This is a genomic window from Pseudomonas pudica, assembly GCF_015680405.1.
Classification (GTDB): Bacteria; Pseudomonadota; Gammaproteobacteria; order Pseudomonadales; family Pseudomonadaceae; genus Aquipseudomonas; species Aquipseudomonas pudica.
In genome coordinates, this window is the sequence record NZ_JADLJS010000011.1 from 1 (window position 1) to 17,696 (window position 17,696).

The 17,696-nt window shown below is 64.0% G+C and carries 21 protein-coding genes; 11 read left to right on the forward strand and 10 right to left on the reverse strand.

Annotation, left to right across the window (positions count from 1 at the left end):
* Positions 1 to 94: 94 nt before the first annotated feature.
* Positions 95 to 1,285, reverse strand: coding sequence for a benzoate/H(+) symporter BenE family transporter (locus IRZ77_RS10595; protein ID WP_108480549.1), 1,191 nt, complete (start codon positions 1,283 to 1,285; stop codon positions 95 to 97).
* Positions 1,286 to 1,430: 145 nt separating this feature from the next.
* Here IRZ77_RS10595 and IRZ77_RS10600 point away from each other — a divergent pair, with 145 nt between their 5' ends.
* Positions 1,431 to 2,033, forward strand: a complete 603-nt coding sequence (locus IRZ77_RS10600) for a glutathione S-transferase family protein (protein ID WP_046615509.1) — start codon at positions 1,431 to 1,433, stop codon at positions 2,031 to 2,033.
* Positions 2,034 to 2,162: 129 nt separating this feature from the next.
* On the opposite strand, the gene IRZ77_RS10605 is transcribed toward IRZ77_RS10600, so the two are convergent.
* The 5 genes from IRZ77_RS10605 to IRZ77_RS10625 form a co-directional block, all read right to left on the reverse strand.
* Complete coding sequence (locus IRZ77_RS10605; RefSeq protein ID WP_003260822.1) at positions 2,163 to 2,534, reverse strand: glutaredoxin family protein; 372 nt, start codon at positions 2,532 to 2,534, stop codon at positions 2,163 to 2,165.
* Between the two features lie 59 nt (positions 2,535 to 2,593).
* Positions 2,594 to 3,139, reverse strand: a complete 546-nt coding sequence (gene folE, locus IRZ77_RS10610; protein ID WP_024086498.1) for a GTP cyclohydrolase I FolE — start codon at positions 3,137 to 3,139, stop codon at positions 2,594 to 2,596.
* A gap of 70 nt (positions 3,140 to 3,209) precedes the next feature.
* Positions 3,210 to 3,770 carry a Smr/MutS family protein gene (locus tag IRZ77_RS10615; RefSeq protein ID WP_196173481.1) on the reverse strand — a complete coding sequence of 187 codons (561 nt, stop codon included), beginning with the start codon at positions 3,768 to 3,770 and terminating at the stop codon, positions 3,210 to 3,212.
* A 174-nt stretch (positions 3,771 to 3,944) separates the two neighbouring features.
* Positions 3,945 to 4,265, reverse strand: coding sequence for a hypothetical protein (locus IRZ77_RS10620; protein ID WP_013971504.1), 321 nt, complete (start codon positions 4,263 to 4,265; stop codon positions 3,945 to 3,947).
* An 86-nt stretch (positions 4,266 to 4,351) separates the two neighbouring features.
* Positions 4,352 to 4,942 (reverse strand): cysteine hydrolase family protein, encoded by a 591-nt coding sequence (locus tag IRZ77_RS10625; protein ID WP_025338152.1) that lies wholly within the window; start codon positions 4,940 to 4,942, stop codon positions 4,352 to 4,354.
* Between the two features lie 180 nt (positions 4,943 to 5,122).
* Between IRZ77_RS10625 and prmB the strand changes: the two genes are divergently transcribed.
* On the forward strand, positions 5,123 to 6,031 hold the full coding sequence (gene prmB, locus IRZ77_RS10630) for a 50S ribosomal protein L3 N(5)-glutamine methyltransferase (protein WP_015269350.1): 909 nt from the start codon (positions 5,123 to 5,125) through the stop codon (positions 6,029 to 6,031).
* A 109-nt stretch (positions 6,032 to 6,140) separates the two neighbouring features.
* Here the strand turns inward: prmB and IRZ77_RS10635 are convergent, their stop codons facing one another.
* A complete protein-coding gene (locus IRZ77_RS10635) occupies positions 6,141 to 6,923 on the reverse strand; it encodes a hypothetical protein (RefSeq protein ID WP_085602227.1) in 783 nt (260 codons plus the stop codon).
* A 200-nt stretch (positions 6,924 to 7,123) separates the two neighbouring features.
* On the reverse strand, positions 7,124 to 8,086 hold the full coding sequence (locus IRZ77_RS10640; protein WP_046615506.1) for an alpha/beta hydrolase: 963 nt from the start codon (positions 8,084 to 8,086) through the stop codon (positions 7,124 to 7,126).
* A gap of 235 nt (positions 8,087 to 8,321) precedes the next feature.
* On the opposite strand from IRZ77_RS10640, the gene aroC reads away from it, so the two are divergent.
* From aroC to IRZ77_RS10655, 3 genes are all read left to right on the forward strand, one after another.
* Positions 8,322 to 9,413, forward strand: coding sequence for a chorismate synthase (gene aroC / locus IRZ77_RS10645; protein WP_046615505.1), 1,092 nt, complete (start codon positions 8,322 to 8,324; stop codon positions 9,411 to 9,413).
* Positions 9,414 to 9,545: 132 nt separating this feature from the next.
* Complete coding sequence (locus IRZ77_RS10650; RefSeq protein ID WP_046615504.1) at positions 9,546 to 10,700, forward strand: MFS transporter; 1,155 nt, start codon at positions 9,546 to 9,548, stop codon at positions 10,698 to 10,700.
* Positions 10,700 to 11,236: an oxidase gene (locus tag IRZ77_RS10655; protein ID WP_135001888.1), complete on the forward strand. Its 537-nt coding sequence runs from the start codon at positions 10,700 to 10,702 to the stop codon at positions 11,234 to 11,236. The genes IRZ77_RS10650 and IRZ77_RS10655 overlap by 1 nt, the downstream gene beginning before the upstream one ends.
* 125 nt (positions 11,237 to 11,361) lie before the next feature.
* On the opposite strand, the gene IRZ77_RS10660 is transcribed toward IRZ77_RS10655, so the two are convergent.
* Complete coding sequence (locus tag IRZ77_RS10660) at positions 11,362 to 11,634, reverse strand: DUF3509 domain-containing protein (protein ID WP_046615502.1); 273 nt, start codon at positions 11,632 to 11,634, stop codon at positions 11,362 to 11,364.
* Positions 11,635 to 11,899: 265 nt separating this feature from the next.
* Here IRZ77_RS10660 and IRZ77_RS10665 point away from each other — a divergent pair, with 265 nt between their 5' ends.
* Both IRZ77_RS10665 and IRZ77_RS10670 read left to right on the forward strand, forming a co-directional pair.
* The gene (locus IRZ77_RS10665; protein ID WP_046615501.1) at positions 11,900 to 12,424 is read left to right on the forward strand and encodes an ankyrin repeat domain-containing protein; all 525 of its coding nucleotides are present in this window, start codon (positions 11,900 to 11,902) and stop codon (positions 12,422 to 12,424) included.
* Positions 12,425 to 12,484: 60 nt separating this feature from the next.
* Positions 12,485 to 13,015 (forward strand): hypothetical protein, encoded by a 531-nt coding sequence (locus tag IRZ77_RS10670; protein WP_046615500.1) that lies wholly within the window; start codon positions 12,485 to 12,487, stop codon positions 13,013 to 13,015.
* A gap of 123 nt (positions 13,016 to 13,138) precedes the next feature.
* On the opposite strand, the gene IRZ77_RS10675 is transcribed toward IRZ77_RS10670, so the two are convergent.
* Complete coding sequence (locus IRZ77_RS10675; protein ID WP_046615499.1) at positions 13,139 to 14,077, reverse strand: ZIP family metal transporter; 939 nt, start codon at positions 14,075 to 14,077, stop codon at positions 13,139 to 13,141.
* A 126-nt stretch (positions 14,078 to 14,203) separates the two neighbouring features.
* Between IRZ77_RS10675 and IRZ77_RS10680 the strand changes: the two genes are divergently transcribed.
* The 4 genes from IRZ77_RS10680 to IRZ77_RS10695 all read left to right on the forward strand — a co-directional run bounded on the left by IRZ77_RS10680 (position 14,204) and on the right by IRZ77_RS10695 (position 17,628).
* Positions 14,204 to 14,395 (forward strand): PLDc N-terminal domain-containing protein, encoded by a 192-nt coding sequence (locus IRZ77_RS10680; protein ID WP_012271091.1) that lies wholly within the window; start codon positions 14,204 to 14,206, stop codon positions 14,393 to 14,395.
* A 159-nt stretch (positions 14,396 to 14,554) separates the two neighbouring features.
* Positions 14,555 to 16,630, forward strand: a complete 2,076-nt coding sequence (locus IRZ77_RS10685) for an LTA synthase family protein (protein ID WP_196173483.1) — start codon at positions 14,555 to 14,557, stop codon at positions 16,628 to 16,630.
* Positions 16,631 to 16,882: 252 nt separating this feature from the next.
* Complete coding sequence (locus IRZ77_RS10690; RefSeq protein WP_046615497.1) at positions 16,883 to 17,119, forward strand: hypothetical protein; 237 nt, start codon at positions 16,883 to 16,885, stop codon at positions 17,117 to 17,119.
* Positions 17,120 to 17,295: 176 nt separating this feature from the next.
* Positions 17,296 to 17,628: a ribonuclease E inhibitor RraB gene (locus IRZ77_RS10695; RefSeq protein ID WP_003260395.1), complete on the forward strand. Its 333-nt coding sequence runs from the start codon at positions 17,296 to 17,298 to the stop codon at positions 17,626 to 17,628.
* Positions 17,629 to 17,696: the final 68 nt, after the last annotated feature.

Consider the following 17,696-nt stretch of genomic DNA (forward strand, 5'->3'; position numbering starts at 1 on the left):
CGCTCCCACAGGGATATCATTGCCCTCAGGTCCAGTGATATCCCTGTGGGAGCGGGCGTGCCCGCGAAGAGGCCGGTACAGGCAACAAATACCTTCAGGCCCTGCGCGGGTTGAGGATCATCAAGGCCAGCACCCCCGCCACAATCCCCCAGAACGCCGAACCAATCGAGAACAAGGTCAGCCCCGAAGCGGTCACCATGAAGGTAATCACCGCCGCCTCCCGCTCCCGTGCTTCGCTCATGGCCACGGTCAGCCCGTTCATGATCGAGCCGAACAGTGCCAGTGCTGCAATCGATAGCACCAGCTCTTTCGGCAGCGCCGCAAACAGCGCCGCCAAGGTCGCGCCGAACACCCCGGCAATGCCATAGAAAATCCCGCACCACACCGCCGCGGTATAACGCTTGGCCGGGTCTTCATGGGCATGCGGCCCGGTGCAGATCGCCGCGCTGATCGCCGCCAGGTTGACCCCGTGCGAGCCAAACGGTGCCAGCAGCAGCGAGGCAAAGCCGGTGGCCGAGATCAGCGGCGAGGCCGGCACCTGGTAGCCGTCCGCGCGCAGCACGGCCACACCCGGCATGTTCTGCGAAGTCATCGCCACCACGAACAGCGGGATGCCGATGCTGATGGTCGCCGCCAGCGAGAAGCTTGGCGTGGTCCACACCGGCGTGGCTGCTTCCAGGCGGAAGCCGCTGAAGTCCAGCAGGCCCAGGGCGCCGGACAGCGCGGTGCCCACCAGCAATGCGGCCAGAACGCAGTAGCGCGGCGACAGGCGCTTGACCAGCAGGTAGCTGAAGAACATGCCAAGTACCAGCAAGGTGCGGTGCTGGGCGGCAACGAAGATTTCGCTGCCGATCTTGAACAGAATGCCCGCCAGCAGCGCCGAGGCCAGCGAGGCCGGGATGCGCTTGACCAGGCGCTCGAAGCTGCCGGTCAGGCCACAGATCAGCACCAGCACCGCACAGGTGATGTAGGCGCCGATCGCCTCGCCATAGCTGACCCCGCCCAGGCTGGTGATCAGCAAGGCGGCGCCGGGGGTGGACCAGGCCACGGTGATCGGTGTGCGGTAACGCAGCGACAGGCCGATGCTGCACACCGCCATGCCGATCGACAACGCCCAGATCCATGACGAAATCTGCGCGCTGGTCAGCCCGGCAGCCTGGCCGGCCTGGAACATCAGCACCAGCGAGCTGGTATAGCCGGTGAGCATGGCGATGAAGCCGGCGACCACCGCCGACGGGGAGCTGTCTGCCAGGGGCCGCAGGCGTGCGGAAGTGGCATCGTTCATGAACAAAATCCTTGTAAAGGTGTAAGCAGTTTTTTCAGACTACAGCGAGCAAGGTTGATTCTTGCCATACAGCGGCCATTGCTTTTAGCCGTACAGTCGCCAACTATTGGGCGCAAATGCAGAACTGCTTGGGAGTGAAGGGGCGATGTACAAGGTCTATGGCGACTACCAGTCGGGCAACTGTTACAAGATCAAGCTGATGTTGAGCCTGCTCGGCCGGCCATACGAATGGCACCCGGTGGACATCCTAAAGGGCGAGACCGAAACACCGGAGTTTCTGGCGATGAACCCCAACGGCAAGGTGCCGGTGCTGGAGCTTGAGGACGGCAGCTACCTGTGGGAATCCAATGCCATTCTCAACTACCTGGCCGATGGCAGCGAGTTCCTGCCCACCGAGCCACGCCTGCGCACCCAGGTGTTGCAGTGGCAGTTCTTCGAGCAGTACAGCCATGAGCCGTATATTGCCGTGGCGCGTTTCATCCAGTTCTACCTGGGGTTGCCGGACGAGCGCCTGGAGGAGTACCGCAAGCTTCACAAGGGCGGTTACAAGGCACTGAGGGTGATGGAGCGGCAGCTGCAGATGACGCCGTACCTGGTCGGCGAGCAGTATTCGATTGCCGATGTGGCGTTGTATGCATACACCCATGTGGCGCATCAGGGCGGGTTCGACCTGGCCGATTACCCGGCAGTGAGGGCCTGGCTGGAGCGGGTCAGCAGCCACCCGCGGCATGTGCCGATGGTGGGCTAGTTTCTAGCCTGTGCCGGCCTCTTCGCGGGCATGCCCGCTCCCACAGGTATTCCACAATATTCAGCCCTGTGGTGAACCTGTGGGAGCGGGCGTGCCCGCGAAAGGGCCAGTACAGGCCGCTGCAAACTGTCAGGCCGAAGCGAACCGCTCATCCAGGTAGGCAATGATCGCCTTGGACTCATACATCCAGGTCACCTTGCCCGCTTCTTCAATACGCAGGCACGGCACTTTCACCCGGCCGCCACCTTCCTGCAGGGCCTGGCGGTGCACCGGGTCGTTCTTGGCATCGCGCAGCGCCACCGGCACGTTCAAACGGTGCAGGGTGCGGCGTGTCTTGACGCAGAACGGGCAGGCGTGGAACTGGTACAGCGCCAGGCCCTGGGCCGCTTGCTCGACGCGGGCCTGGGCGGCGGCGTCGCGCTTGCGCTTGGCCGGGCGGCTGATCCAGTCGCCGAACACGATGAGCTGGCCGAGGCCAACCCGCAGGGCTTTGACGATCATGGGCAACTCCTGAAATGAAAAAGCCGACCCGGCAGGGTCGGCTCGGGGTCAGCAGCCAATCACTTGATCAGGCTGAGGAACTCGCTGCGGGTAGCGGCGTTTTCGCGGAACTCACCCAGCATCACCGAGGTGATCATGGTCGAGTTCTGCTTCTCGACACCCCGCATCATCATGCACATGTGCTTGGCTTCGATGACCACGGCAACGCCGGCGGCACCGGTTACCTTCTGCACGGCCTCGGCAACCTGGCGGCTGAGGTTTTCCTGGATCTGCAGGCGGCGAGCGTACATGTCGACGATGCGCGCCACCTTCGACAGGCCAAGTACCTTGCCCTTGGGCAGGTAGGCCACGTGCGCCTTGCCGATGAACGGCAGCATGTGGTGTTCGCACATCGAATACAGCTCGATGTCCCGGACCAGCACCATTTCGCTGTTGTCAGAGCTGAACAGCGCGTTGTTGGTGACTTCTTCCAGTGTTTGCTCATAACCGCGGCAAAGGTACTTCATCGCCTTTGCAGCCCGCTTGGGCGTGTCGAGCAGGCCCTCACGGGAGACGTCCTCGCCAATCTGGCTGAGGATCTCGGTGTAGTTCTGTTCCAGGGACATGGATCTACCTGTGGGAAAAAATCGCAAAAACGAAGGGTACGGCGGCGAGGGCGGCGCTGCAAGCGCGGCGTTACTCGTCGCGGCCTTCGAGCATGGTTCGCTTGAGCATCACATACACCGCGCCGGTGCCGCCGTGGCGGGCGTTGCACGAGGCAAAAGCGAGCACCTGCGGGTGCTGGCGCAGCCAGGTGTTGACGTGGCTCTTGATCATCGGGCGCTTGCCGTCCAGGCGCGCGGCCTTGCCGTGGGTAACCCGCACGCAGCGCACTTCCAGCTTGGTGGCTTCGGCGATGAAGTCCCACAGGGTTTCGCGGGCCTTTTCCACGGTAATGCCATGCAGGTCGAGGCTGCCCTCGAACGGAATCTGCCCCAGCTTCAGCTTGCGCAGCTGGCCTTCCTGCACGCCATCGCGGCGCCACAGCAGCTCGTCTTCGGCGCCAACGTCGATGACGAACTGGTCGGACATGCCGTCGATCACCAATGCCTTGTCACTGCGCACGGTCGCCGCCTGGCGCAGGCCGGCCAGCTTCTGGCGGTCGGCCTTTGGCTTGCCGACTTCGGCGCGGTCGTGCGTGATCGGTTTGACACCGCGCACTTCGGCCTTGAACAGGGAAAAATCGTCGTCTTGCATGATGCCTCCACGTGGGCGGCGTAGTTTACGCGACTGTGGGGCCTTGTGCAGCCTGTGCGGGCCTCTTCGCGGGCACGCCCGCTCCCACAGGGATATCACAGCGGCTGAAGGGAGCGGGGTACCTGTGGGAGCGGGCGTGCCCGCGAAGAGGCCGATACAGGTAATACAACCCCATCAGTCATGCTTCTTCATCAGGTGCGGCGACAGGTTCAGCTCGCGCCCGCGGCGCAGGCGAATGCGGCTGCGCCGCCAGAAGCGCACACCCAGCCACAGCAGCAGCAAACCGGCCACGGTGAGGATGCCGGCCAGCGGTTTGTTGGCGTTGAGTTCCGCCAGCGCAGGGTAGTTGCCCAGCAGGCCGGCGACACCGGCCATCGCCAGCAGCACGCCAAGGGTCGCCAGCATGGCCGCCAGGCCGGCCGCCAGGCGGGCGCCCCAGTTACGCGGTTCGCGCGGGCGCAGGCGCTTGGCGTCGAAACTGCCTTTGAGCTTCATTCCGCTCTCCTCTGTGGATATCCGGAATTCGACCTGGAGCCGCCCATCGGGTTCCGCCCGGCTGCCGGGCGGTTGTACCCAGCCGATCAGATCAGGCTGGCGGTAGGGGCCACGCAAGCGAAGTTGTCGGCCATCACGGCCATTTCGCACTGGTGGATCTGCGCGGCCGGGATCACCCCATCCTTGAATGCCAGGTCGCGTGTCGCCGAAGCGTCTTCCACCAGGGTGCAGCGGTAACCATAGTCCTTGGCGCGGCGTACCGTGGTGCTGACGCTGGAGTGGCTCATGAAGCCGCAGACGATCAGGTCCAGGTGGCCCAGCGCCTGCAGGGTCTCATGCAGCTGAGTGTTCTTGAATGCATTGGGCATGCGTTTTTCGATGACGATTTCGCCTTCCAGCGGCTCCAGCCCCGGAATGAACTGGCCGGCCGGCCCTTGTGGGTCGAAGCGGCCACCGACAGTGCCCAGGTGGCGAACGTGGATGATCGGACGGCCGCTCTTGCGCGCGGCGTCGAGCAACCTGGCGATGTTGGCCACGGCCTCGTCCATGCCCGACAGCGCCAGGGGCCCGCTGAGGTACTCCTTTTGCGCATCGATGATGATCAGGCTGGCGTGGCTCAGCTTGGCCGGCGGATAGTCGCGGCCAGTGAGGCGAAACATCGTGGTTGGAACGGACATCAAGGGCTCCTTGGATAGGGCTTTTGTATACCTATTGTCCCCTGCCTTGGCGCCAATGGGAATGGTTGACAACGCAAGCGGCATGGTTACTGGCTTGTGGCTAGCCATTGGGCAAGGCAAAGGAACAAATGTGCGGGTTGGGCTGTTAGACTTTTGTCCGGTCTGAATTAGGAGTACCCCGTGATCACATCCCGCCTGCGCACGCTGCGCGACTATATCCGCTGGGCGGTCAGCCGCTTCCATGAGCACGATCTGTTCTTCGGCCACGGCGCCGACAACGCCTGGGACGAGGCCCGCCTGCTGGTGCTGGGGGCGGTGCACCTGCCGTGGGAGGTGGCCGACAGTTACCTGGACTGCATGCTCGAGGACGACGAGCGGGTACGCCTGCAGCACCTGCTCAAGCGCCGTATCGAAGAACGCGTGCCGGCTGCCTACCTGCTGGGCGAGGCCTGGTTCTGCGGCATGTCGTTCATCGTCGACGAGCGCGTGCTGGTGCCGCGTTCGCCGATTGGCGAGCTGATCGAGAAACGCTTCGAGCCGTGGCTGGCGAGCGAGCCGGCGCGCATTCTCGACCTGTGCACCGGTTCTGGCTGCATCGGCATCGTTGCCGCCGACGTGTTCCCCGAGGCCGAGGTAGTGCTGGCCGACCTGTCGTTCGAAGCGCTCGAAGTGGCCAACCAGAATATCGAACGCCACGGCCTGGATGGGCGCGTGTACACCGTGCAGGGCGACGGTTTTGGCGGTTTGCCGGGGCAGCGTTTCGACCTGATCCTGTCCAACCCGCCGTATGTCGATGCCGAAGACTTCGACGACATGCCGGCCGAGTATCACCACGAGCCCGAGTTGGGCCTGGCCTGCGGCAACGATGGCCTCGACCTGGTGCGGCGCATGCTGGCCGAAGCGGCGGACCACCTGACCGACAAGGGCTTGCTGATTGTCGAAGTGGGCAACAGCCAGGTGCATGTCGAGGCGCTGTACCCCGAAGTGGACTTTGCCTGGCTGGAATTCGAGCGCGGCGGGCATGGGGTGTTCATGCTGACCGCCGAGCAGTGCCGCCAGCATCAGGAGCTGTTCAAGGCCCGGGTCTGATTCCAGGGCCTCTTCGCGGGCTTGCCCGCTCCCACAGGAATTGCGCAAAGCCTGAGGACAGCGCTGTACCTGTGGGAGCGGGCAAGCCCGCGAAGCAGGCGACGCGGTCTCAGCGCGTGGCGATCCAGATCAGCAACCCCGCCTGGAACACCGCAAACGCCACCAGGCAGGTAATGGTAAAGCGCAACCCGCTGTCTTCACGCTGGTACTTGGCAACCCGTTCATCTCGCTCACGCAGTTGCCCTTCCTTCTCCTGCAACTGCTGGTCAGCCTGCTGCAGCAGGCCGGCAGCATCCAGTATCCCCACTCGCTGCAAGCGCTCGCTGTTCCACGCGCCCTTGAGCTGGCCCACGGTCATTTCCACGGTACGGCCTTTCAGGTGCTGGCTGTCCTCGTACTCCACCTCGATACCCACCCCGCGCAGGCAGTGGTCACGACGCAGGCGTGAGTCTTCGTTCAGCGCATCCTTGCTCGGCAGCGCCATGCCCTCGATCCGGTAGTGCGACCACTTGCGCTGCAGCCATTGCGCGGCCTGAGCCAGCAGGAAGCGGCCGATGCCACGGTTCAGCGGCTCCAGTTGCAGGCCATGTTCATTGCCGATGCGCACCAGGCGCTCGGTGTGGTCGACGCGAATGTCCAGGCGGTTCTGTTCCTTGTGCACTTTCTGCCCAGGCAGCTGGATTTCCATGCGCAACAGGCTGTGGGCCTTGTCGTGGCGTTCGGCATAGCCGAACTGCACAAAGCGCAGTGGCCGTGCGCCGGTGTTGCGGTCGGTAGGCAGGGCGGCCAGGCGCAACAGCTGGAAATGTTCGGCGGCCAGGTCGGCCCAGGGCAGGGCGGTGCTTTCCTCGGGCTCTTCGGCCGGCTCTACGGCGGTAGGGGCGGTTGTCATCAGGGCTTGTCCTTGGGTACGGGCATGCGGCAGGGGCTGCTGCGCAGCCCATCGCCGGCAAGCCAGCTCCCACAGGGACCGCAGGGCATTCAGGCCTGTTGTGTTCCTGTGGGAGCTGGCTTGCCGGCGATGGGGCGCGCCAGCGGCCCCAAAGTTCCGCTAATACTGAAATATCGGCCGTACCGGCAAAGACCTGAGGGTCAGGCAGATGGCAAATGCTGGATAAACGTCACAATCTGCTCGCCCAGCTCCCTTGCCAGCGGCAGTTCAGGGTTGAGGTAGCTGTCGCGCTGCTGGCTCATCGCCTTGGGGCTGATGCGCAGCATGTGGTTCATGCCATCGATCAGCACCAGTCGGGCATCCGGCTTGGCCGCCTTCAGCCGTTCGGCGTCGACCACCCCCACCTGCACATCGTTGCGCCCCTGCACGATCAGCGCGGGCATTGGCAGGCGGGCAAAGGCCGCCGCCGGGTTCTGCTGGAACAGCGAAATCAGATAGGGCTGCACACTGGGGCGGAACACCTGGCGCAGCGGCGCCGGCACCTCCAGGCTGGTCTGCCCGGCCTGCAGGCGGTCGAGCAGGGCGCTGCCACCGGCCAGTTGTGCCGGCGGCAGGCGCTGGGCCAGCTGTTCGCGCAGCACCTCGGCCAGCGGCCGGCCGCTGCCGGCCAGGGTAATCACCGCGCTGGCACCGGCCTGCTCGGCGGCCAGGCTGGCGATCAGCGCGCCTTCGCTGTGCCCGATCAGGATCAACGGGCCGAAGCGCGGGTCTGCCTTGAGCTTGTGGCTCCAGGCGACCACATCGGCCACGTAGCGCTCCACGCTCAGGTCACGCTCGTCGGGCGTGGCCGGCTGGCTGGCGGCCACCCCGCGCTTGTCGTAGCGCACGCTGGCGATGTGCTCGTTGGCCAGCAACAGGGCCAGGCGCTTGAGGTTGTCGACCCGGCCTGACGCCGGGTTGTTGCCGTCACGGTCAGTGGGCCCGGAGCCGGCGATGATCAGCACCACCGGTGGTGGGGTGGCCTGTTGCGGCAGCAGCAGGCTGCCGTGCAGCACGCCCTGGCCGGTGTCGAGGTCGATCGGGCGTTGCAGCACGGTGGGGGCGGCGGCCTGGGCCAGGCCGGTGCACAGCAGGAAGAACAGGGCGACGAGGCGCGACATCATGCGGTACTACATGGGGAGATGAGGGTTTGACCCAGTGTTTGCGGGAAGGTTCTCGGGCCTTGCCTGGCAGGTTCGGCCTCTTCGCGGGCTCGCCCGCTCCCACAGGTTTACCACAGACCTGCGTCGTGGGGGTACCTGTGGGAGCGGACGAGCCCGCGAAGAGGCCAGCACAGGCGATCAATCCATCTGTATACTGCCGCTTTCGTTCACTTCAGGCAGATCTCGCGGAGCGTCCATGTCCGGCAATACCTACGGCAAGCTGTTCACTGTCACCACCGCTGGCGAGAGCCATGGCCCGGCGTTGGTCGCCATTGTCGATGGATGCCCACCGGGCCTGGAAATTTCCCTCGCCGACCTGCAGCACGACCTCGACCGGCGCAAGCCCGGCACCAGCCGGCACACTACCCAACGCCAAGAAGCCGACGAGGTGGAAATCCTCTCCGGCGTGTTCGAAGGCCGCACCACCGGCTGCTCGATCGGCCTGCTGATCCGCAACACCGACCAGAAGTCCAAGGACTACTCGGCGATCAAGGACCTGTTCCGCCCGGCCCACGCCGACTACACCTACCACCACAAGTACGGCATCCGTGACTACCGTGGCGGTGGCCGCAGCTCGGCCCGCGAAACCGCCATGCGCGTGGCCGCCGGCGCCATTGCCAAGAAATACCTGGCCTCCCAGGGCATCACCGTGCGCGGCTACATGAGCCAGCTGGGCCCGATCGAAATCCCGTTCAAGACCTGGGAGTCGGTGGAGCAGAACGCCTTCTTCAGCCCTGACCCGAGCAAAGTGCCCGAGCTGGAGGCCTACATGGACCAGCTGCGCCGTGACCAGGACTCGGTGGGCGCCAAGATCACCGTGGTCGCCGAAGGCGTCATGCCGGGCTTGGGCGAGCCTATCTTCGACCGCCTCGACGCCGAACTGGCCCACGCGCTGATGAGCATCAACGCGGTCAAGGGCGTGGAAATCGGCGCCGGCTTCGCCAGCGTGGCCCAACGCGGCACCGAGCACCGTGACGAACTGACCCCGGAAGGTTTCCTCAGCAACAATGCTGGCGGCATCCTCGGGGGTATTTCCTCGGGCCAGCCGATCGTTGCCCACCTGGCACTGAAGCCTACCTCCAGCATCACCACCCCGGGCCGTTCCATCGACATTGACGGCAACCCGGTGGATGTCATCACCAAAGGCCGCCACGACCCGTGCGTGGGCATCCGCGCCACGCCCATCGCCGAGGCGATGATGGCCATCGTGTTGATGGACCACCTGCTGCGCCACCGCGCGCAGAATGCCGATGTGAAGGTGAATACCCCGGTGCTGGGCCAGCTCTGATTCGCTTGCACTGGCCCTATCGCCGGCAAGCCAGCTCCCACAGGATTACCACAAGCCTGAACATTGTGGGGTACCTGTGGGAGCTGGCTTGCCGGCGATAGGGCCAGTACCGGCAACCCCATAGGCGACCCCATGCAACCAATCCCCTACTGGCGCCTGTCCAGCTTCTATCTGTTCTACTTCGCCCTGCTCGGTTCCACCGCCCCGTTCCTGGCGCTGTACTTCGACCACCTGGGCTTCTCTCCGGCACGCATCGGCGAGCTGGTGGCCATCCCCATGCTCATGCGCTGTATCGCCCCCAACCTGTGGGGCTGGTTGGGTGACCGCACCGGCCAGCGCCTGCTGATCGTGCGCCTGGGCGCATTGTCGACCCTGGCCACCTTCGCTCTTATCTTCCTTGGCAAAAGCTACGCCTGGCTGGCGCTGGTCATGGCACTGCACGCATTCTTCTGGCATGCGGTGCTGCCGCAGTTCGAGGTCATTACCCTGGCCCACCTGCACGGGCAAACCGCGCGCTACAGCCAGGTGCGCCTGTGGGGCTCGATCGGCTTCATCCTCACCGTGGTCGGCCTGGGCCGGCTGTTCGAGTGGCTGAGCCTGGATATCTACCCGGTGGCGCTGGTCACGATCATGGCCGGTATCGTCGCCGCCAGCCTGTGGGTACCCAATGCCCAGCCGGTGGAGCAGGGCGAGCGCACCGGCGCGGGCGGCTTCCTGCAGCAGCTGCGGGCGCCCGGGGTGATCGCGTTCTACGCCTGCGTGGCACTGATGCAACTCAGCCACGGGCCGTACTACACCTTCCTCACCCTGCACCTGGAACACCTGGGCTATGCCCGGGGTGCCATCGGTCTGCTGTGGGCACTGGGGGTGGTGGCCGAAGTACTGGTGTTCATGGCCATGAGCCGCATCTTCGCGCGCTTTTCGGTGCAACGGGTGTTGCTGGCCAGCTTCGTGCTGGCGTCGCTGCGCTGGCTGTTGCTGGGCAACCTGGCCGGTGAGCCGGCGGTGCTGGTGTTCGCCCAGGTGCTGCATGCTGCAACCTTCGGCTGTTTCCATGCCGCCAGCATCGCTTTCGTCCAGGCCAGCTTCGGCGCCCGCCAGCAGGGCCAGGGCCAGGCGCTGTATGCGGCGTTGTCGGGCACTGGCGGTGCGCTGGGGGCGTTGTATTCGGGCTACAGCTGGAAACTGCTGGGCCCCACCTTCACCTTTGGTATGGCCAGTGCCGCAGCTTTGGCTGCAGCCGTTATCATTGCCCTTTGTTCGCAACCGACCAGGACCCGCCCCTGATGAGCATTCTCAGCGTTTTCCATCTCTCCAGCCCGGAACTGCCGAACAAGGTGCTGACCCACCACGACGACATCACCGCCACCCTGGCCGAGCAGGGCGTGCGCTTTGCCCATGCCGCGCATGGCCTGCGGGTGCGCCCGGGCACGGCCCAGGACGAGGTGCTGGAAGCCTGTCGCGATCACCTGGACCAGTTGATGACGGCGCACGGCAGCAAGGCCTTCGTGGTGCTCAACCGTGACGGTGAGGCCCCTGCGCAGGTAGATGTACGCGATGAGCATGTGCATGACGCCGAGGAGGTGTTTGCCGTGGTCAGCGGGCGGGCGCAGGTTGGCCTGCGTTTGGGGGATTGGGTGTATTCGGTGCTGTGCGAGAAGGGCGACCAGCTGGTGGTGCCGGCGGGGACCCGGCGCTGGGTCGAGCTGGGCGATGTACCATTTTGCCTGGCGTTGCGGTTGTATGGCAGCGAGCAGGGGATACAGCCGAGGTTTACCGGAGATGTGACTGCGCGGGCGTTTCTTGGCATCGATGAGTTGTGATGGTTTTGCCGGCCTCTTCGCAGCACAAGGCTGCTTCTACAGGTAAAACGCGAAGCCTGAGGCCGGCGCGGGCCCTGTAGGGGCAGCCTCGTGCTGCGAAGAGGCCAGATCCACCAAAACCAAACTCAGCGATAGGTCGGCAGGGCAAACCGCTGCTGGCTCTGCAGCATCGAAATCACCGGCAACTCGCTGGCCTGCTCGGCCAAATCCCGGCGGATGGCGCTGATCGCCCACGAAAGCTGCTCGGCGCTGTGCAATTGTGAATAGGTCAATACTCGGCGGGTGACCTTGCCATCAGCAGCGCGCAGGGTCAGCAGCACACCACCGTCGGGGCGGGCCTGAGTGTTCACCTGATAGGCCGAAAATACCGAAACGAACTTTTCCTGGATGAGGTCCATATCAACTCCTGGCTGTTGTGTGACAGACGTGAGTCGATCGTTGCAGTGTCCGTGCCAGGAACTTTTCTTTGAAAATTTCCTTTAATTTCAGGAGGTTACGCACTTTTTTCTTAAGCGCTTCCGTGCAACCTGCACGGTCGTGCATTTTGCACAGTGCATATTGCACGACAGGCGGCCAGCTATCGGCCCGATAGAATCTGAACCTTTGACCCGGCAGCCTTGCCTGACAAAGACTTGGGCAACGATTTCTGCCAGGAGGTTCCAAATGTCCAGCCAACCCACGCCTGCAACCATGACCGACGACGAAACCGCCGCCTTCGCCGAGCAGGTGTTCGAACGTGCCCGCCAGGGTGATGCCGAGATGCTCGGGCGCCTGCTAACCAGTGGCCTGCCGGCCAACCTGCGCAACCACAAGGGTGACACCCTGCTGATGCTGGCCAGCTACCACGGCCATCATGACGCAGTGCGCGTGCTGCTGGCGCATGGCGCCGACCCGCTGATTGCCAACGATAACGGCCAGCTGCCCATCGCCGGTGCCGCGTTCAAGGGCGACCTGGCCATGATCCGCCTGCTGCTGGAACACGGCGTTCCGGTGGACGCCGCCGCGCAGGATGGCCGCACCGCGCTGATGCTGGCGGCCATGTTCAACCGCAGCGAGATCCTCGAATACCTGCTGGCCCAAGGAGCCGACCCGGCCCGCCAGGATGCCCGTGGCAGCACCGCGCTGATGGCAGCGCAAACCATGGGGGCCGTGGACGCCGCAGCGCGCCTGCAAGTGCTGGCCGGCTAACCGCAAGGGGGCATTTGCGGCTATCCTTGGCGACTTTTCACCCGTCGCAGGCCCCCTTTCATGAAAACTCAGTTGCTCGAATTCATAAGCCTCATTGGCGCTGGCTGCATGCGCGAGGAAGACATCGAGCGCATCGCCGACGAGGCCGCCCAGGCCTACGCCGACCCCGCCGCTTTCCTGGCCGCCAACCCCGACATCAACTACGACGACAGCTTCCCCATCCCGCTTGGCGAATGGGTGGTGCTGGGCAGCCTGCCGGACACCGTGGTGTTCCAGGCCGACAGCTACCAGGAGCTGTTCCAGCAGATCAGCGATTCGTTCGACCAGAGCGTGCCGTTTACCCTCAAGCCCAAGCAACTGGCCCGCACCGAGCCGCTGACCGCGCTCAACCGTATCCAGGTGCAGATGGGGGCGTTGAACAAAGAGGCGGGTGGATATGTGCTACTCAACTTCAGCCAGTTGCTGGATGACGAGCTGCAGATGGTGATGGTGGGGCAGAACGACCTGGCGCGGGTGCTGGAGCTGGGGGCAGAGGTGGGGATCAAGGTCGAGCCGGCCCTGGAGGCCTTGAAGGTCGCCGTGCACGTCTGATTTCCGCGGTTGCTTCTTCGCGGGCATGCCCGCTCCCACAGGATAATCACTGGGCCCGAGGGCAGTGGAGTCCTGTGGGAGCGGGCAAGCCCGCGAAGAGGCCGGTTCAGGCAACCTGAATAGTCAGCCCAGTGCGGTATCCAGGAACATCATCACCGCAAACCCACCCATCAACCCCAGGGTCGCCGCTGTCTGGTGCCCATTGCGGTGGGTTTCGGGAATCACCTCGTGGCTCACCACAAAGATCATCGCCCCTGCCGCCAGCCCCATGCTCACCGGGTAGGCCAGGGCAAAGCCGGTAGAAATCCCCAGGCCGATCACCGCGCCCAGCGGCTCCATCAGCCCCGATCCGATCGCCACGAGCGCAGCCTTCAGGTTCGACAACCCGGTAGCGCGCAAGGCCAATGCCACCGCCAGCCCCTCGGGGATGTCCTGGATGGCGATGGCGCTGGTCAGCGGCAGGCCGATGTTCATGTCGCCATTGGCAAAGCTCACGCCAATGGCCATGCCCTCAGGCAGGTTGTGCAAGGTAATCGCCAGCACGAACAACCACACCCGGCTGATGCGCTCGGCCTCCGGGCCGCAAGGGCCGGTGCTTTCGTGTTCATGCGGGGTGAAGCGGTCCAGGCCCAGCATCAGCAGCACGCCCAGGCCCATGCCCAGCACCACGGTAAAGGCCGCGGCCGGGCCGTTGCCGGTAATTTCGCGGGCGGCATCCAGGCCCGGCAGAATCAGTGAAAACGAACTGGCCGCCAGCATCATGCCGGCGGCAAAACCCAGCATCACATCCTGCGTGCGCGCCCTGACATCGCGCAGCACCACCGCCAGCACCGCGCCCAGTGCCGTGGCGCCAAAGCCGGACAACCCGCCCAGTGCGGCCAGGTGCAGGTTTTCAGCGTGGTCGCCGTTCACCGCGTTCCACAGGCTTGCCCCGAGCAGTACCAGTACCACCAGCAGGCTAAGGGCCAGGCCAGCACCTATCCATGGGTTGTCGTGCATCTGTTGGCGCCAGGCGCTGACGGGCGATGGCAGGGCAACGGGGTGGGTATTAGCGGGGGGCATGGCAACCTCGAAATCGATGGATACAGCAGTTTAAGCAGTGACCCGCGCAAACGGCCAAGGATTCCCTTCTATCGACGTGATAGCTGGCTATGCTGTGCAGCAAAAGCTTTTGACAGGAGTTTTGGCATGGGGTCGACGTTCAACAGCCTGGTCGGGCTGATCATTCTGGCGCTGGATATCTGGGCCATCCTCAATGTGATCAAGAGTGGCAGCGAAGTGGGCATCAAGGTGTTGTGGATCCTGCTGATCGCCTTGCTGCCGGTGGTGGGGCTGGTGATATGGGCGATCGCCGGGCCGCGGGGGAATGTGAGGATCTGAATGGCTGTGCCGGCGATAGGGCCGGAACAGACAAAACCCGCAACACCCCCGTGACAAAATTTTCACATTGGTTTAAACAGAATCCGCACCCGCACAATGCTGCGTTGGTATACACCTGCGCCATCTCCGCAAACCCGCAATCCTAGGACCTTCCCATTCATGGCTAACCCGGACGCCTTGAAGCAACGGGGCGCGCGAGCGTCGTTCTCGCCCACCCTGAAATCCCACCTGGCCTACACGCTGCTCAGCGGCCTGGTGATCATGCTGATGCTCAGCCTCGTGCGCCTGGCGCTGCTGGTCTACAACAGCGACATGATCGGCGATACCCCCAATGCGACCGTCGCCGAAGGCTTCCTCAACGGCTTGCGCTTCGACCTGCGGGTGGTGGTGTACATCAGCATTCCGCTGCTGCTGGCCATCCTCAGCCCCTGGGCCATGGCCCGGCGTGGCCTGTTCCGTTTCTGGCTGACCATCACCTCGAGCGTGGTGATGTTCCTCGGCCTGATGGAGATGGACTTCTATCGCGAGTTCCACCAGCGCCTCAACGGCCTGGTGTTCCAGTACATCAAGGAAGACCCGAAGACCGTGCTGAGCATGCTCTGGTACGGTTTCCCGGTGGTGCGCTACCTGCTGGCCTGGCTGTTCGGCACCTGGCTGCTGAGCCTGCTGTTCAAGGGCATCGACCGCATGACCCGTGGCAATGGCGCCGGCGAGGTCACCCTTCAGCGCCGCGCGGCCCCGTGGTACAACCGCCTGGCGGTGTTCATGGTCATCCTGCTGGTGGCCGTGGTCGCCGCCCGTGGCACCTTGCGCCAGGGCCCGCCGATGCGCTGGGGTGATGCTTTCACCACCGATTCCAACTTCGTCAACCAGTTGGGCCTGAACGGCACCCTGACCCTGATCGATGCTGCCAAGAGCCGCTTCGGCGAAGACCGCGCCAACATCTGGAAGCCGGTGCTGGAGCAGGACGTGGCCACACAGAGCGTGCGCGAGCAATTGCTGACCGCCAACGACACTCTGGTCGATGCCGACGAGGCAGCCATCCGCCGCGACTTCGTGCCGCCGGCCGAGCGCACCCTGCCGATCAAGAACGTGGTGGTGATCCTGATGGAAAGCTTCGCCGGCCACTCTGTGGGCGCGCTGGGCAGCCCCAACAACATCACCCCGTACTTCGACAAGCTGGCCAAAGAGGGCCTGCTGTTCGACCGCTTCTTCTCCAACGGCACCCATACCCACCAGGGGATGTTCGCCACCATGGCCTGCTTCCCGAACCTGCCAGGCTTCGAATACCTGATGCAGACCCCGGAAGGTGGCCACAAGCTGTCCGGCCTGCCGGCCTTGCTCAGCGCCCGCGATTACGACGACGTGTACGTCTACAACGGCGATTTTGCCTGGGACAACCAGTCCGGGTTCTTCGGCAACCAGGGCATGACCACCTTCATTGGCCGTAACGACTTCGTCAACCCGGTGTTCTCCGACCCGACCTGGGGCGTGTCCGACCAGGACATGTTCGACCGCGGCGCCGAAGAGCTGGCCAAGCATGATGGCAAGAAGCCTATCTACGCGCTGCTGCAGACCCTGTCCAACCACACCCCGTACGCGCTGCCCAAGGACCTGCCGGTAGAGCCGGTAACCGGCCAGGGGCGCCTGGACGAGCACCTGACCGCCATGCGCTATTCGGACTGGGCGCTGGGGCAGTTCTTCGAAAAGGCGCGCAAGGAGCCGTACTTCAAGGAAACCCTCTTCGTCATCGTTGGCGACCATGGTTTTGGCAACCACCAGCAGGTCACCGAGCTGGACCTGGGCCGCTTCAACGTGCCGCTGCTGCTGATTGCCCCGGGCATCCAGGAAAAGTTCGGTGCGGTCAACCACACCGTGGGCACCCAGGTCGACATCGTGCCGACCATCATGGGCCGCCTGGGTGGCCAGGCCCGTCACCAGTGCTGGGGCCGCGACTTGCTCAACCTGCCTGAGGGCGACCAGGGCATGGGCATGATCAAGCCATCGGGCAGCGAGCAGATCGTCGGCCTGGTGCAGGGCGACCGCATCCTGATCGAGTCCAAGGACATGACCCCGCGCATGTACCGCTACCAGCTGGGCAGAGAGTTCAAGGCCGAGCTGATCGAAAGCCCGGACCAGCCAGAGATGCTGAAAAAGCTGGAAGCGTATATCCAGACCGCGACCAAGAGCTTGCTGGATAACACTGCCGGTGTAGTGCACGGCACGCCGAAGTAATAGCTGGATCGCCAGGCGGACCTGGGCCGTGTGGGAGCGGCCTTGTGTCGCGAAAGGGCTGCGCAGCAGCCCCAGATCCAGTATCCATGCATAAATCGCCGGGGCCGCTTTGCGGCCCTTTCGCGACACAAGGCCGCTCCCACAAAAAGCCGCACCGCTACCAAGTCATCTGACTGAACATTCTCCCCACCTCAAGGTCACTTGTTTCAGGCATCACACACCCGGTGTTCGTTGACTGAGAGGGGTCGTTCGATGAAAGAGTGGGAAGTCATTTTTGCCGACCAGAAAGGCGTGCTCACCACCCTGACGCTGCGCGCCGAGCAGTGCCCCAGCGAGGAGGATGCCGCGCGGGCCATCCGTTCGCACCTGTTTCCGGTGATGGACGAACTGGACCTCAACGACTTCCAGGACCGCGCCATTTCCCCCACTGCACGCTGGCTCAAGGAGCAGAGTGGCGTGACCATCACCAGCATCCACGAAACGCCCTGAACCACACGTTTGCGTGGTGCCCTGGCAGGCACTACGCTGCAAGAAGGTGCCAGTCTATTCTGCGGGGCGGCACCGCATCCCTTCGCGTCTTGCATCAGCTCGAACTGCCCGGCCGTTGCCGGCAGGTGCGTAGTGCACGGAAAGTCTATCCATCGCATTATTCAGGAGGACGTTTCATGAGCAGCCAGAACGACGATATCAGCAGCAACGTCCTGCGCCAGATGAAGGCAGGCGGTTTCGACTTCACCCAGATCCACCCCATCGAGTTCTACGCCATATTCCCCGACGAAGCAGGGGCCCGCCGTGCGGCCGGGCAGTTTCGCGGTGAATCGCTGAATGCCCAGGTGAAGGAGCTGGGCGACGGTGCCTGGCATCTGGAACTGAGCAAGGTCATGTATGCCACCCATGGCGGGATTGGCGACTTTGAAGAGGCCTTCGAGCAGCTGGTGACACCTTATGGCGGTGAGGTGGAAGGTTGGGGGGTCAAGCAGGAGCGGCCCATAGCCTGAGAGTTTTGTGTTGCCTTCTTCGCGGGCTTGCCCGCTCCCACAGGTATCTCACGGCATTCAAGCCTGTG